The 16126-nt window shown below is 54.2% G+C and carries 13 protein-coding genes; 4 read left to right on the top strand and 9 right to left on the bottom strand.

What is annotated here, in order from left to right; all coding sequences use genetic code 11:
* Positions 1-381 precede the first annotated feature (381 nt).
* Genes JW953_02385 through JW953_02410 form a run of 6 tightly spaced genes read right to left on the bottom strand, consistent with a single transcriptional unit; the run spans position 382 to position 7733 of the window.
* Complete coding sequence (locus JW953_02385) at positions 382-738, bottom strand: ATP-dependent Clp protease adaptor ClpS (GenBank protein MBN1991523.1); 357 nt, start codon at positions 736-738, stop codon at positions 382-384.
* Between the two features lie 5 nt (positions 739-743).
* Positions 744-1739, bottom strand: a complete 996-nt coding sequence (locus JW953_02390; protein ID MBN1991524.1) for a tetratricopeptide repeat protein — start codon at positions 1737-1739, stop codon at positions 744-746.
* Complete coding sequence (locus tag JW953_02395; protein ID MBN1991525.1) at positions 1740-3158, bottom strand: 8-oxoguanine deaminase; 1419 nt, start codon at positions 3156-3158, stop codon at positions 1740-1742.
* A complete protein-coding gene (locus JW953_02400; protein MBN1991526.1) occupies positions 3155-3913 on the bottom strand; it encodes a GNAT family N-acetyltransferase in 759 nt (252 codons plus the stop codon). Before JW953_02400 ends, JW953_02395 begins: the two co-directional genes overlap by 4 nt.
* Positions 3914-4672 carry an NAD-dependent deacylase gene (locus tag JW953_02405; GenBank protein ID MBN1991527.1) on the bottom strand — a complete coding sequence of 253 codons (759 nt, stop codon included), beginning with the start codon at positions 4670-4672 and terminating at the stop codon, positions 3914-3916.
* 25 nt (positions 4673-4697) lie between these two features.
* On the bottom strand, positions 4698-7733 hold the full coding sequence (locus JW953_02410; GenBank protein MBN1991528.1) for a GAF domain-containing protein: 3036 nt from the start codon (positions 7731-7733) through the stop codon (positions 4698-4700).
* 355 nt (positions 7734-8088) lie between these two features.
* On the opposite strand from JW953_02410, the gene JW953_02415 reads away from it, so the two are divergent.
* Genes JW953_02415 through dusB form a run of 4 tightly spaced genes read left to right on the top strand, consistent with a single transcriptional unit; the run spans position 8089 to position 11442 of the window.
* Positions 8089-8787, top strand: coding sequence for a hypothetical protein (locus JW953_02415; GenBank protein ID MBN1991529.1), 699 nt, complete (start codon positions 8089-8091; stop codon positions 8785-8787).
* Positions 8788-8808: 21 nt separating this feature from the next.
* Positions 8809-9399: a CDP-alcohol phosphatidyltransferase family protein gene (locus tag JW953_02420; protein ID MBN1991530.1), complete on the top strand. Its 591-nt coding sequence runs from the start codon at positions 8809-8811 to the stop codon at positions 9397-9399.
* 25 nt (positions 9400-9424) lie between these two features.
* Positions 9425-10462, top strand: a complete 1038-nt coding sequence (locus JW953_02425) for a pentapeptide repeat-containing protein (GenBank protein MBN1991531.1) — start codon at positions 9425-9427, stop codon at positions 10460-10462.
* A 29-nt stretch (positions 10463-10491) separates the two neighbouring features.
* Positions 10492-11442, top strand: coding sequence for a tRNA dihydrouridine synthase DusB (gene dusB, locus JW953_02430; GenBank protein MBN1991532.1), 951 nt, complete (start codon positions 10492-10494; stop codon positions 11440-11442).
* A gap of 82 nt (positions 11443-11524) precedes the next feature.
* Here the strand turns inward: dusB and JW953_02435 are convergent, their stop codons facing one another.
* The 3 genes from JW953_02435 to JW953_02445 form a co-directional block, all read right to left on the bottom strand.
* On the bottom strand, positions 11525-12397 hold the full coding sequence (locus JW953_02435) for an alpha/beta hydrolase (GenBank protein MBN1991533.1): 873 nt from the start codon (positions 12395-12397) through the stop codon (positions 11525-11527).
* Between the two features lie 114 nt (positions 12398-12511).
* On the bottom strand, positions 12512-13051 hold the full coding sequence (locus JW953_02440; GenBank protein ID MBN1991534.1) for a PadR family transcriptional regulator: 540 nt from the start codon (positions 13049-13051) through the stop codon (positions 12512-12514).
* 434 nt (positions 13052-13485) lie between these two features.
* Positions 13486-16068 (bottom strand): hypothetical protein, encoded by a 2583-nt coding sequence (locus JW953_02445; GenBank protein ID MBN1991535.1) that lies wholly within the window; start codon positions 16066-16068, stop codon positions 13486-13488.
* Positions 16069-16126 lie beyond the last annotated feature (58 nt).

Here is a 16126-nt window from a genome sequence, read left to right on the forward strand (position 1 = left end):
GAGAGCATTTGAATACCGATTAGCTTGACCTTTATTATCCCATATTTTCTTGTTAATGTTAAATCTTATGTCACTGCAAAAGTCGAGCTGGTCCATTAGACTTGTTGCGGGATAAGCATTTGAGCCAAGTCCACAGATGAACACAGATGTCACAAATTTTATCATTGGACTTTGGAAAAAGTCAATTAGCTCGGCAATGGCCGAGCAGATAAAAATAAAATAAGAGCTATCTTTTGATAGCCCTCCTGGGTAATCAGATTGTTTGTTTCACTACAAATGGGTTGTTTCAGGCAGTTCAGCCATCACCCGGTTGGGTTAGTTTAGGGCATTGGGTGAGAGCAGGCCCAACAAACCAATAGCCTCACGAGGCGACCTTACCGTTTACTCCGGTTCAATGGTAAACGTGAGCGGAAAGCCTTGCTGGCGGGCCAGGTATTGCGCTTTAAAAACCTTACTTTTAGCCTCTTCCAGAGGTAGGGTGGTTACGTAGGCGTTGCCCTGGGTGTGGGCCTCATAGGTTACATCAATGGCCCGGTTAGGGGACAATTCAAAAATATTTATCAGCACCGCAATGACAAATTCAAACGTGGTCACGTGATCATTGTGAATGATGACCCGGTAGGGACGCTCCAGTTCCTCTTCGTCCATCACCACAAACTCAATGTCAAGGTCGGTGGCGGTATCGGCGTCCGTGTCTGTATCCAATTTTGGCAAGAGACAACGCCTGGGCCTGACCATCGCGCTTAATTACCAGATTCTTCCGTGGCTTCTTCAACCGGCAGGTCGGGCGGCGACTGGCTCAGACGGGCCAGGGCCATCCGCGAAAGCACGTACACTTCGTTTTCATTCTGATCAAAAGCAACCTGGCCGGCGGTTTCGTAAGTCTCCAGGGCTTCCAGCACCCGGCCCTGCAACTCATACGCCTGCCCCAAAGTCAGCCAGGTTCGGCCAAACTCTTCATCAAGTTCCAGGGCGGCCAGAGCCTCTCGCTCGGCTTTTTCCGGCTGGTTCATCCGCAAATACAGTTGGGCGCGGGCCAGGTAAAACTCTTTAGGGTCGGTAATCAATTCCTGCGCCTGGGCAAATGTTTGGGCCGCTTCCTCTTCTTGACCCAAAGCTTCCAGCACCACTCCTTTAAAAATCAATAAACCTGAGTCGCCCGGCACTTTGGCCAGGCCATTTTCAAGCGCGGCCAGGGCCTCTAAATATTTTCCCTCTTCCACAAAAGAAGAGGCGTCGTTTTCTGCGTTAAGGCGGGCCACCGTTTCAGGAGAAGGGGCCAAAATAGTATTGAAGGCTATAATTACACCGCCAATAACTAACAGCCCCATGGCCAGGCCAATCACCACCCGCCGCCACAAACGCTGTTGTTGGGCCGCTACCATATCGTTGATATACCACCACCACTGTTCAGGTGGGGGAAGCGGGGCAGGTCGCTGCTTTCGCAAAGCCATAGGCCCGCCCAGCGCCTGCAAAAGAGGGGCGGCTTTCTTTTTTAGATGACCCTGAATGGCCTGGAATCGTCCCCGTTCAGGGCGTAAATCCAATCCGTTCGCTTCAAGCTGGTCAAGCCGGGCGACCACCCAATCCAGGTCACGTAATAACGCCAGGGCTTGGGCCGAGTCCATTGTTTTGATATTAAGGTGGCTTTCTTCCAGTTTATGCAGGTGTTCCCGCAGTTCATCCGCCGGGCCTAATTTTTTTTCTTGCAAATACCCTAACGTGTCGGATTTTGGCATTTATAAAACTCCAGCCCGGGTCATCATTTCTAAACTCATGCGGTTGTGGGTTTCGATGAGGGGTTCCAGAGCAAAGAGCAAAAATTGACCCTCTGCCACAATCACCCGCCCATTAATCACCGATAGCCAGACCTGGGTGGGGGCGCAGGTCAGTAAGGCCGCCACCGGATCGGCCAGACCGCCGGCATGGGCCAGGTCGTCTACCCGAAAGGCCACCAAATCCGCCGCCTTGCCCACGGCCAATGAGCCAATATCATCCCGCCGCAAAATGCTGGCCCCCCCCGTGGTAGCCAGGGCCAGGGCCTCGCGGGCCGAAAAACGGTCGGCTCTAGATTCAAAGCCGGGCCAGCCCACCCGTTGCAGCAACATCGCCTGGCGGGCTTCGCCCAGCATGTGGCCGCCGTCATTGCTGGCCGAACCATCCACGCCCAGGCCCACCCGCACGTTTTGATCAAGCAACTGGCGGATGGGGGCAATGCCGGAAGCCAAAATCATATTGCTGTTGGGGCAGTGACACACCCCGGTGTTGGTTCGGGCCAGCCAGTCAATCTCAGCCTGGTTGGGATGGACCATGTGGGCAAACCACACGTCTTCTCCGGCCCAATTGAGCGATTCGGCATATTCCACCGGACGTTTGCCAAACATGTCCAGGCAAAAACGCTCCTCGTCCATTGTTTCGGCCAGGTGCGTGTGCAGGTTGACCAGCGGATATTGGCGGGCAATTTCCACCGACTGGCGCATGAGATCACCGGTCACGCTAAAGGGAGAGCACGGGGCCAGGCCAATCCGCAACATGGAGAAAGGTTCGGGGTCATGATAGGTTTCAATGGCCCGGATGCAATCTTTGATGATCTCCGGCTCGCTATCGCATACCCGGTCCGGGGGCAGGCCGCCCTGGCTTTCGCCCAGGCTCATACTGCCCCGGGTAGGGTGAAAACGGACGCCCACCTCCTGGGCGGCGCGAATTTCGTCGTCAATTTTGCTGCCGTTGGGAAAAAGATACAGGTGGTCGGCCACGGTGGTGCAGCCGCTTAAAACCAATTCGCTCAGGCCCAGTTTGGCGCTCACATAAACCGCTTCCGGCGTCAGTTCGGCCCAGATGGGATAAAGGTATTTCAACCAATCAAACAGCGCCAGCCCGCCGCCGGTGCCAATACTGCGGGTAAGCGTTTGATAAAGGTGATGATGGCCATTGACCAGGCCGGGCATCACCACGCAGCCGCCGGCGTCAATCACCTGATCAAAACCATCGCGGGCCAGATCAGGCCGGGTTTGGGTTATAAAGTCATTTGCGGCGGCGGTGGCGCCCACAAATTCAAGTTTGTGGTCTACCACAATCACGGCGCCAAGTTTGATCTCCGGTTGGGCCTCAGTCATTGTCACCAGCACGTCGGCGTTTTTGATAAACAGGGTGGTCATTGTTGTCCCTCGCCAGCCTCAATTTTTTTGATTCTGTACCAATACCGATACACTTCCGCAAAACCTAACTTTTGGTAAAAATTCAAAGCCGGTTCATTGGCCATTTCCACTCCCAGGTAGGCTTTTTTGGCCCCTTTCTTTTTGCCCCAATGCAGAATATTCAGCATCAATTCCCGGCCCCAACCCTTGCGCCGTTCTCCAGGAGCGGTGAGGATGTCGAACAGGCCCAGGTGATCGGCTTCTAACACCCCTAATCCACAGGCAATAATTTGGCCCTGGTTGGCTAAAACGGCAAAACATTTTTCCGGCACAATCTGGCGCAAGATGGCCTGGTGTTTTACGCGCTGTTGTTCCAGGTGACCGTTCAAGCCGGAAAAAATTTGTCCCCATTCCGGGGAAAATTCAGGCCAAAATTGGAAAGCCGTTGTTTCTACGGTAGGGCAGGCGGTCAAATCCAGGGTTTGGACGCTGGTGACGCTTTGTTTGCTAAAGCCAAGTTCGGCCAGCAGGTTATCCAAATTGGGGGGATCGGCCAGCGGAGTAATCCTGAAGATGGATGGCAGATTTTGCGCCAGATAGATTTGCCTACACCGCTGGATTTTTTGGTCAACATCTTGCGCCCCGCTATAAATGGGATTGACCGAATTGGCCCTTTTGGTGTAACCGTTGGCAAATCTTAAAATCCAGCCGTCGTACAAAATTTGCTGCAAACAGGGCCAGGCATTGAGCGAGTATTCTTCGATGGTGTGGATCATTTACACGGCTACCAGTTCCAGAATTTGGGGCAACACTTCAACCACGTTGGCGTGAATAACCAAATCTGCCCGGTTATCCAGATACGTGGGTTGTTGGTTAATGATCACCATCTTGGTGCCGTTGTCCAGGGCCAATTCCGGCAAATCTGAGGCGGGCGCTGTTTCCAACGAAGAACCGACCAGCAGCATCAGGTCCGCTTCTTTGATGGCTACCTGGGCGGCCACAAATTCGCGCATCGGTAGTTGTTCGCCAAAAAGAATAACGTTGGGCTTAAAAACACCGCCGCAATCATGTTTGGGAACCCGGCCATCTTCAATGAACTGCCTGATAATGCCCTCGGATTTTTGCACTTCGTAACAACGGATACAAGTGACCTCTCGCAAATGGCCGTGTAATTCATAAACGGTTTTTGAACCGGCCTTGCCGTGCAACCCGTCTATATTTTGGGTCACCACGGCCCTCATTTTACCGGCCTGTTCCAGGGCAGCCAGGGCATAATGGGCTGCGTTGGGTTTGGCTTCCAGAAAGAGGGGGGCTAACGGGCGAATCCAGTCGTAAAAAGATTGGGGATTCTGCCGGAAAGAAAAAATCGAGGCCACGGTCAGAGGGTCAACCTGATCCCATAAGCCGGATTCCGGGCTTCTGAAATCGGGAATGCCGGAGGGCGTGCTGATGCCGGCCCCGGTCATAGCCACAATCTGGCGGGCCTGGTGAACCAGGTTGGCCGCTTGCTCAATTTGCTGATTTAATGCTTCCATAATTTCCTCTTGATTATTCAGAATATCAAACTTCTATGGGTGTTTCCGGCAGGGGCAAGGTAAACCGGAAAATACTACCCTGGCCCGGGATGCCTTTACTTTCTACCCAAATTTCCCCACCGTGCCCCTTGATGATTTGTTGGGCAATATACAGGCCCAAACCACTGCCTTTTTTGGAGCTTTCGCTCTTTTTATCCTCTACCTGGTAATACCGGGAAAAAATGTGCTCTTGGGCTTCCGGGAGAATGCCCAGGCCGGTATCTTTCACTTCAACCAATAATTCATTGTTTGGCGCAGCCGCGCTGACGGTCACTTGCCCGCCTTCGGGGGTGAATTTAATGGCGTTGCCAATGAGATTGGTTAACACCTGTTCCAATCGTTCTTTGTCGCCGATAATGACGGGCAACGTGGCCGGTAATTTTGGGGTTACGCTTACTTTTTGTTGGTGAGCAAAGCCGCGCAGTTTGAGCATGGTTTGTTGGATCAAGTCTAACACGGCCACCGGCTGTTTATCAAACTTTAGTTTACCTTCATCAAATTTAGAGGCGTCAAGCAAATTGTTGACCATCTCGCTCAGTTGCACAGCCTGCGTTTGGATGATGGTTAAAAACTCCTGGCGGGTGGTGGCATCCAGGTCGCCCTCGTTTTCCAGCAAGATTTGCACAAACCCTTGAATAGAAAAAAGAGGCGTGCGTAACTCATGCGAAATGGTAGACATAAAATCTTCTTTGAGTTGCTCCAACTCCCGCTCTCTGGTCACGTCGTGCACCACCCGCACTTCGCCAATGGGTTTTTTATCATCGCCCACCACGGTTGTGGAAAAGATTTGCAGCGTTCTGGGGCGGGGCGTTTCTATGTTCACTTCTTTGGCCAATACCCCGGTTCGGGCGCGCTGGGTGGTTGTGCCGGTAATGCTGGCCAATTTGGGATGCAGGTCGGGCGCGTCAACCTTTTGCCCCACAATTTCACCGGGGTGCAGGCCCAACATCATTGACAAAGCCGGGTTGCAGGTAACAATCACGCCCTGGTCGTCAATCAGCAGCAAACCATCGGCCATGTATTGGATAATAGCCTGGGTTTGCTGCTGATCGGCAGCGGCTTTGGCAAAGAGTCTGGCGTTTTCAATGGCAATGCCGGCCTGGGCCGCGGCAATGGTCAATAATTGCTCCTGAGCCGGGCCAAAGGCGTTGGGTTTGCTGTCGTCCAGGTTAATGGCGCCAATGATTTTCCCCTGGGCCATGAGCGGAATGACCATTAACGACCGCACATCTTCGTCAAAAAAGATAAAATCAGGTTGTTTGCGCGTGTCGGGAATATAAATGGTCTGTTTTTGGGCGACGGCCATACCGGCGGCGCCTTCGCCAATATTCAGCTTGGCCATTTCTCGCCATTGCGGTTTGAGGCCGTCGGCCGCCTTGATTTCCAATTTCTGCTCGTCCTGGTCAAGCAGAAAAATGCAGCAGCCCCGGCAGCCGGTGACCCGCCGAAGCGATGTAACAATGGAGTCTAGCACAGTTTGCAAATCAAGATTTCCGGCAATGTCTTGGGCCATGGTATAGAGGGTGGAAACCTCGCTCAGGCGCTGGTGCGTTTCTTCAAAAAGTTGGGCGCGTTCTATGGCCAGGGTGGTTTGGGTAGCCAAAATTTGGCCCAGTTGAACGTCGTCGACGGAAAAATTACGGTGAGGGTTTTTGTCGTAAATTTCTATTAGGCCGGTGATACGTTTATTGACTGCAAGCGGCAAAGCCAACACGGTGCCCCAACTTGCTTCGGCCCCGGTGGAGGCGGCGGGTTGTGGCCAGGGCGCCGGCTTTTGGGCGTCGGCCCACTCCACCACCACCCGGCCTGTTTTGAGCACTTGCCGGGCGATAGGGTCTTCTGCGAGGGGTGTAGGCGTATCCAACCGGCGCCAGGTGTGCGCCGGATGTCCCGCCTGGGGCAAAACGTATTCGGCCTGATTGGTAATAGTATTGGCCTCGTTATCAATTTTGCAGATGGTGCATGCGCCGGCGGCAAGGGCTTCCGCAGTTTTCTGGGTCATCAACTTCAGTACCGCCTGGGTATCCAGGCTGGGGTCCAGGGCAATATTGCTTTCGTAAAGCAATTTGTGTTCGCGCATGTGACGCTGTAGCAGCTTTTGTCCCCTGGCGTTTTCCATAATCGCGGCCATATAACCGGCCAGGGCTGGCAAAATCTGGCAGTCATCCGGCGTAAAAACATTGACCTGCTCGCTGGCAATGTCCAACACCCCCCATAAATTACTGCCGGCCAAAAGCGGCAAGGATAGTTGGGCTTTGATGTTAGGCAGAAAAGCAGGCGGTGAAAGCTGGAGGTCTTTAGCCATATCGTTGGCCAATACGGCCTGGCCGGTCGTGACAGCCCGGCTCGTCAGACCCTGTTCGGCCACCGGCAGGCGATTTAGCGCTTCAACAGGGGGCTGTTGATCTTTCCAGGCGGCGCTTTGCAGCGTCAACGTTTGTTTGGCCTGGTCCAGCGAAAACAGGCTTACGTAATCATACCCCAGATTTTGTTGAATGAGGGCCACAACTTCGGCCAATACTTCGTTTGGGTCCTGGAGGACAACCAACTTTTTGTTTACGTCGGTAATAATTTGCAGATAAAGCGCCCGGCGCGACAAAACATCGGTGGCCGGCCGGTCTTCTCCCACCAGCGAAACGGTAGCCGCCGACCTTAAAATACGATTTTGAATTTCAAGCAAGCCGGGCCAGGCCCCAGCATCTAAATGACTCGCGCTCTGCTGCACCGCCTCAAACGTGACGGCAAATAATTTGGTGAGAATAATCCAACTTCTCTGCCGGTCGGCGCTGCGTTGAGGCTCATTAAATAATTGCGCCAGGTGATGGGGGATTTTTTGGGGATTGACCGCCGCGGTATGCAGCAAGGCCAACCAATCGCTCATTTTGGGCAAAGGCCGGCCGGCTAAAAGGCCGGTGCCATGTTCAGCCCAGCACGTTTTTAAGGCCGGGATTACCGCGGGTATCCAAGTTTCCAGTTCCCCTTGGTTTGTGGCCGCATTATTTTTTGACTCTTTTACTGCCATAATACCGCACCCTGAACCTGGCCACTTGAAGCCAGGCTGCACCCAGGCCTGACCAAAATTTTAGCGGATAAGGGGCAGGCGTCCCGCGCCCAAGTTTCCCGTATTTTGGATCACCCCTCTTGCGCAATCAAGATTGTACCATATTGAGCCTGATTAGACAATGCATGTTACCTGGTTGTAATCCTCGCTAAATGGGCACTTTGGACGCCCCCCCTTACCTATGCTATAATGACGGCGGCTGTCTGAAAAGTCGCTTTTTGTAGCTCCGCACCCCTATGCGGAGCGGGCAGCATAGGGATGCCGCCCTACTTTTCAGACAGGCTCTTAAAACTTTGTTCAGGATTTTGATGTAACAATGCGCAGATATTTTTTCTTTTGGCACTTTATTTTAATTGCTTTAATTTTGCCGGGAGTGGCCTGTGGTTTTATGGCCGGCCGGCCGGCTACCCCTACCCCCACCAAAACGCCCAAACTCGTGGAGCTTGCTCCCCAAACCCCGCTCCCCACTCCCACGGCTGTTTTATTGCCAACCCCTGCTTCTACAGTAGAAGTTGCGCCAGGCGACGCCGCCGCACCTCCCCCCCCCGATCTTCCGCCTACCGATACCCCGCTGTCGCCGCCGCCTACCGATACCCCTCCCCCGCCGCCACCGCCTACCGACACGCCCCCCCCTCCCCCGCCGCCTACCGACACCCCGGCCCCGCCGCCGCCCACCAACACGCCGGCCCCGCCGCCGCCCACCCAGCCGCCGGCCAACCAACCGCCCCAGGTGGTTATTGAGTTGCCTAACGGGAACACCTTTGATCCGGGTGACGAAGTAAAAATAGTGTTTATTGTCAGAGACACCGATGGGGTTAGCAGTTTCAGTTGGGGAATTTTTACGCAGAATCAGGTTTCTTTAAAGGGTGGTGAAAAAACCTGTAACGGTGCCACCGAGTGTAAACTTGAGGTCAAAGAGGTCGCTCCCGGCACAGGCACTTATATTGTGGGTGCAGATGCCGCCGATACCACCGGCGCTACCACCCGCGGCGTGGGTGAAATTTACGTCCGTTAAATTATTTAGGAGGCAACCTCAATGTTAGATAGGGTTGTACGCAAATACAGCCGCATCCTTTTGGAACCAATTGCCCGCTTTATCAGTTGGACCGGCCTCTCGCCCAATGTGATTACCGTGATTGGCTTTGTATTGATGATTGGCGTGGCCGTTGTCTTGGCCCAAGGTCATCTGTTTTGGGGAGGATTATTGATCATCGCTGCCGCCATTTTTGACGGCATTGACGGCACGTTGGCCCGGATGCTGGGGCGCACCAGTCGTTTTGGCGCTTTTCTGGATTCAACCCTGGATCGTTTTTCGGAAGCCATCATCTTTTTGGGCCTCTTTATTTATCTCATTGAACAGGGCCACAAGCTGGAACTGATTCTGATCTACGCCACGGTGGTTGGCTCGCTGATGGTCAGTTATGCCCGGGCCCGGGCCGAAGGCATTGGGGTGCCTATTAAAGAAGGATTGTTTACCCGTTTTGAGCGGGTTTTTATTTTGGTAACCGGCCTGCTCCTGAATCAATTGACCCTGGCCTTATGGGTGCTGGCCATTTTTTCCAACTTCACGGCCATCCAACGCATGTATCTGGTTTGGCGGATCACGGGCGGGGAAAAAGGCGGCTGATTCAATATTGAGGTAAAATAACGCCATGATTTCTGCAAGCGTGACCATCCAATTATATCCTGCCGAAAGCAAGCAGTGGGCTACCGTAACCGTAGAGAGCGCCGACGATCCCAACCTGGTTTTGGCCGAGGCCGTTAAAGCCCTGGCCGCAGAAATTGCCCGCATTTACCTGGAAGGAGTGTCTCCGGGCCGGCCGCTGGCATTGGGCAATCTGGAAACAATGAGCGCGCCGGTTGGGCCTCAACCAAGCTCGGTGGGCGATTTGTTGGGTTTGGCCGGCTCCCTATCCCCGGACTTGGCGGCGGTCCAGCGTGAAGCGGCGGGCGAGTTGCCGGTAGAGGCCAGCCCCGACGTGCGGCGCAAACAATATGAGCAAGTTAAAACATGGCGGGCCAAAGGCGCCCAAGAATCATTGCGGGGCTTTGATCTTTCTGGCCGGGATTTGAGTAAATTGGACCTGGCCGGCGCGGATTTGTTTGGGGCCAATCTGGAAGGAGCCAAACTGATTGAAACCAACCTGGCCGAAGCCAATCTGAGCGAGGCCACCTTGAGTATGGCCGCTTTAGCCGGGGCCAGCCTGAAAAAGGCCAACCTGGCCCGGGCCAACTTGACTGAAGTTGATTTGAGCCGGGTCAATCTTGAATCGGCAGACCTGGCCGGGGCCAATCTCACCGGGGCCACCCTGAACCGGGCCAACTTAAAAAATGCCGGCCTGACCAGGGCTATCTTGAGCCAGGCCAACCTGACCAGGGTCAATTTAAGCGGGGCGGTGTTGGTTGAAGCCAACCTGGGAGAGGCTATTCTGGCTGAGGCCGATCTGACCCAGGCTGATTTGACCAACACCTTTTTGTACGAAGCCATCCTGCACCGGGCCAACCTGTCCGGCGCAAACCTGGAGCAGGCCAACCTGAGCCGGGCCGACCTGACCCAGGCCGATCTGAGTCACGCTAACTTGGCCTACGCCGATTTCAGCCTGGCCGATTTAACGGAGGTCAACCTGCACCATGCCGCCCTGCTTGACACCGATTTTGAAGATGCGGTAATGCCTGCCGGCGGCGAGTGACTTTCACTGTAACGGCAGATACGTAAATTATGGTTGACCTTTCGCCCACTTTCAAAATTAGAGATATTCCCGTTTACGGCGATTTGATCCTCTCGCCGATGGCCGGTTTTTCCGATAAACCCTACCGGCTGATTTGCCGGGAGTACGGCTCGGCCATGAGTTACACCGAGTTTGTTTCGGCGGACGGTATTTTGCATGGCAACGAACGCACTATGCAAATATTGGAATATGATCCCGCCGAACGCCCGGTGGTTTTCCAGATATTTGGCAGTGACGAAACAACGCTGGTTGAAGCCGCCCGCAAAATTGAACAGCTTGGCCCGGACATGATTGATCTCAACATGGGCTGTTCCGTCCGAAAAATCTCGGGGCGAGGCGCCGGGGCCGCACTGCTCAAGGACCCCGCTAAAATTGGCCGTATTTTTGCCCGGCTCAACCGGGCCGTTTCTGTGCCGGTAACGGGCAAAATCCGCCTGGGCTGGGATAATGAAACCCTCAACTATCTGGAAGTGGCCAAAATCATGGAAGACAACGGCGCGGCCCTGATTGCGGTCCACGGCCGCGCCAAGACCCAGGGCTACCATGACCGGGCCAATTGGGACGCCATTGCCGCCGTCAAACGCGCCGTCAGCATCCCCGTTATTGGCAACGGCGACGTGCGCGCCGTGGCCGACATTGAGCGCATCAAGCAGCACACCGGCTGCGACGGGGTGATGATTGCCCGCGCCGCCATCGGCAATCCCTGGATTTTTCAACGCAAGAACATTGAGGAAGTGACCCTGCCCGAAAAGGTCAATTTGATTTACCGGCACCTGGCCTTGATGTTGGATTTTTACGGCCCGGAGCGGGGTTTGATCCTTTTCCGCAAACATATTGTCAAATACATCCGCGGCATGGCCCACAGCGCCAAAGTAAGAGCCAAACTGGTCACCTGCACCCACCCCGAAGAGTTTGTTGAGTTGATTTATCTCTATTTGTAACTGCTCACCTTCATGTCATTTCGAGGCCGTAGGCCGAGAAATCCCTATGGGGTGACAATTAAAGACGTGTTCTTTTGCCCCATTATCCGCTCTTTTCCCCCTCCATCAGGGTTTTATGCTTCAAAAAAGAAACCACTAATGCGGCCGTGTTAACGGTGGCATGGCCATCTTCTTTAAAGATTTTGACCGTGAGATCCGGTGCCAGTTTTTGCAATCGTTCAGCCGTTTTGGGGGTGTCAAGCAGCGCGTCTTTTTCACCGGCCAAATACAGCACCGGCATGGTCAAACTTTGTAACTCCGCATCGGTAAAAAGCGGCGGCGACCCCATTCGATAATTAAAGTGCCGGCCGACCAAGGTCAAAAAACGCTCCAATTCCTCCGGAAAATCGCTTCCCTTAAACATGAACTGCTTTAGTCGCCGGCGACCCCATTTACCCAAAAAAGATAGAACCAGCAGGCGTATCACAAACGACAAGCGAGGAGGTTGGATGCCTGACGGCACAATTAAAATAGCCTGTTCCACTCGCTCCGGTTTATAAAGGGCATATTTTATGACAGCCCATCCGCCCAGGGAGATTCCGCCCAGAATCACTTTTTCCAGGTTCAACCCGTTCAGCACGTCATCCAGCCATTCATTAAAAGCAGGGCCATCCCACGAAAAACGTTGGGGATCGCTTTTCCCCGGTTCTCCGGGTATGTCAACGGCGTAAACTTGAAAATGCCGGCCGTATTCAACCACATCACCCCGCCAGGTGGCCGAGTTTGAAGCGCTGCCGTGCAGCAGCACCAGCGGCGGCGCAGAGGCAACTCCACTGACCATTACAAACGTGGAGCCATATCTGGTAGGGATATGAAGCTGGGTGTAAGGCAGAGGCCATTGCGCCAGCACCTGGTTGTATAAGGCCATAATCTCCTCTCTACCGGCAGTTGATTTGTAAATTGATCTTGTTTTCATTGGGTGCTCCTTTTTCATAAATGGTGACCAACGACGAACGACGACGAAAGACGAACGACGAAGGACGAAGGACAAAATAAAGTTGGTCGTTGGTAATTGGTCGTTCGTCGTTCGTCATTGTTTGGCAGCAAGTTCTGCTTGCACTTGCCGCACCCAGGCCAGTTCGGTTTTGTAGAAGTTGATCCAATTTTCGGCAATCATCTCCCATAAATAGGCTTCCCGTTGGGTCCGGGCCGGGTTCAACTGATTGCGTCGTTTTTGTTCCCGGGACATCAGTAACTGCATCTCAACCTCGTGTTCGTATCTCTCCAGCAGCGTATCCAGTTTACCCGGTTCCAGTTGATCCGCCCAGGCCAGTTGGATAAGAAACGAACTCTTGAGCTGGGGTGGCTCCGGGTTTGAAAGCACCCACTCTCTTAGATCAGACCGTCCTTTTTCCGTGATAGTGTACATTTTTTTAGAAGGCCCGCTCTCCTGGTGCTGGATTTGGCCGGTAACCAACCCTTCTTTATGAAGTTGCCCCAGCGTTCTGTAAATCTGGTTATTGTTGCCGGACCAGTAGAGAAACATTGAGTCCCCAAACATTTTTTTTAGATCGTAGCCGGAAAGATCGCGCCAGCTTAAAAAACCTAATATCGCATACTTGATTGCCATACATCCTCCTGTATTTCTTAGAAGCTGTCTGAAAAGCATGTCATTTCGAGGCCACAGGCCGAGAAATCCCTGGAATCTCGCTCGAAAACGTTACCGCGTTAGGGATTTCTCACTCCTTTCGTCGCTCGAAATGACATGTTCGGCTTTTCAGACAGACTCTTAAAATTTTTCTCGTCCCTTGTAATGTAGGGGTATTATAATATAGGTTAATAGTAACATATATTCATTTGGTTGTCAAGATTAACCGGCAATGAATCCATTGCCGGCCGGGCACCGGCCCGGCTTTTTATTTGTTAGGCAGGTAGCCGAAGGCATTGCCTTCGGCTACCCTGACTTATTGAAATGATCCGTTGTGGCTGTTTGATTATGGTTGGTTTTGCCGGCCAAATTGGTGTGAAATTAAGCCGGATTTTTCTAGTGGGTATCGCCCGGTATCACTTCACCGGCTGAAGGAATTCTGCGGCGTTGGCTGTGGGGGATGTTATATGTATTGACAGCCCTTGCGCCTCAACAATCTCTAGCCGCACCCCGCCTCGCGCCCCGGCGCCAACTTCACTCAAATAGAGGTCGGTCTGGCCGGCCTGTTGTTGGGCGGTAAGGGTGAAGGTGGCCAGGGTCAGGTCGCCGGTAAGATTCTCTACTTGACCCCGGCGGCTGGCGACGATGGAGACCTGGCCGGTTTGGTGGTCAATGGTTTCGTCCACCACCAGGTTTAAACTGGGATGTAGCTGAACGCCGTCAACTTGCAGCAGAGCAGGGTTAAAATTAAGCTTGAATTGGAGGCCAAACAAACCCGGCTCGGTGAGGCGATGGGCCGTAACGACCACGTTAAAGGTTTGCCCCGGCTGAACAATATTTGGCCCGCGCAGGCTGAGGCTATTTTCCGGGGCGGCTTCAATGGTGAAGGGGGCGTCGGATTGGTCAAGGGCGGTGTGAAAACCGTCGTTGGCAATGACGCGGATGAGGGCATTGTGCGTGGCCGGCAATTGGTCGGTATAAAATGGATAGGTAGTTTGTTTGACTCGCACGGCCAGGGGCGACCAGGTTTGGCCGTTATCGGGGCTGTAGAGAATATCGTAAAGCAGCGGGTCGCCGTCGGCGTCGGTGGCCTCCCAGATGATGGTTTGCTGACCGTTCAGACTCTCGCCGCCGTTGGGGAAGATCACGTTCACCTGGGGAGTCGTGTTGCTGGGCGTCACAATCACCAGGGAGAGTTGATTTTTGCTGATGGACACCTGGCCAATGTCTTGCGCCTCGGTATCGGGCAGGGTGAAAAAGTAGGGGCTGGGTTCGGTTTCGCCGGTTTCCATATCCAGGAAGCCCACGTCAAAACAGTGTTGGGCCAGGAGCGTATTATCGCTGCTTTGCACGTTCAGGCAGTAATCATCGCCCGGCGGTGGGGAGAAGGCCACCGGCGGGGTAAAGGCCGAGGCCACATCGCCTGCCAGGCGGATTACTTCTGGTTGTGAAACCGTACCGTTTGGGTAAATGATGCCGCTGACCAGGAGCGCGCCATCCTCTTTAACCTGGACCTGCGGCCGGAAATCGGCCAGGGATAGGGCGGCGGCGGGGTCGGGTTGCAAAAAGGGGCTGTCAAAAATTTTGCGGTAGGTGTAGGGCGAAATCCAGGGCAAGGTGCAGTAGGCCATCATATCGTAATGGGCGCGGGTGTAAATGACGGGCGGGCTACTGTACAGGTCTATGCCAAATTCCTGGGTATAGGGCGTGTCGACGTAAGGCCAGGTGGGGTCAACCTGAATGTCAACGCCTTCGGCTTTAAAGCAGGCGTTATCTTCATTAAAAGTGGGCGACCAGGCGTGCTGCGCGCCCAGGTTATGGGCAATCTCATGCACCAAGATGCGCGGCCCGCCAATATCCTGTTCCGGGCGCAGGCCGCCAAAGGCCACCCGGCTGGAGTGCGGCCCCACGCAGTGGGGGCACCAGAAGGGGTCGGAGATGCCGCCGTTGTAGATTTCCATTGGCAGCCAGCCAAATAGTTGATCCGGCCAGGTGTCAATGGGATTGTTTTGGGCGTAGAGCCAATAAACATAGAGCAATTTGCGCAGCACCTCGCTTTTGTTCAAATCGCCCTCCCAGGCCAAATCCGGCCCCGGCAGGCGATAATATTCAACGCCCGGCACCGGGTACATGCGCAATAACCAGTAGTCAATATCGGGCGGAGTGGGCGGGATGAGACCCTGGTATTGAATGGGCACGTAAGCCACGCGGAGTGGTTTGCGCTCTACAAACTCTTTGGTGAGGGTGAGGGTAGCGGGGGGTGTTCCCGGGGGGCCGGCCGTCACCTCAAACCCTATTTGGCCCGCCAGCCATTCCGGGGGCGGCAAAAATTCAAAATTGAGGGAATTCGCCAGGTTCAGGCGGAGTTCGTCAAGGGGCAAGTTGTTAATTCGCCCCAGGGTTTGGGCGGGCAAAGACTGGCGCAAAACGGCTTGCTCCTGCCCGTTTTTGAGCAATCGTAACTGCGCCGTGGCGTCGGCGGGGGGGCAGGGACCGTTGCAGGCCAGGTAAAGCCGGACCAGGGTATGGCGACCCGCCACCAGGGGCAGCGCATTGTTGCAGAAGATATGGTCGGGTCGGGCCGGGTCGGGATTGCAGCGGGCATGTTCCGGTTCGTTAAAAACCTGGATGCCCTGGGTGACCTCTAACCCGCGGATCCTGAGCGCCGCCGGTTGAGAAGGGGTGGGGGAAGGGCTTGGCGTGGGGGTAGGCGCAAGGTCGGCCGGCGATAGATTAATCACCGGCGTTTGGGCAACATCGGCGGTAGGGAGCATGGGCTGCACCGGCAAAACCGGCTGCGCGTCAACCGGGGGAGGGAGGTCAAGCGCAGCCATGTCGGTTCGATGACGGGTGTTTGGTTGGGTGAAAGATAAAAACAGGAGTATCGCCAGCACGCCCACGATTTGCAACAAAACCAGCGCCCAGATGAGCAGGTGAGTGTTATCTGGTTTGGGCGAGCAAGAATGTTTGTGGGAGTTGCCGGGTTTGTAAAAGGTCATTTTGCTGTTGGGTTAAGGTTTATTGCCGACCAATAACCAACGACTAATGACCAACGAC

This window comes from Anaerolineae bacterium (assembly GCA_016931895.1).
Taxonomy (GTDB): domain Bacteria; phylum Chloroflexota; class Anaerolineae; order 4572-78; family J111; genus JAFGNV01.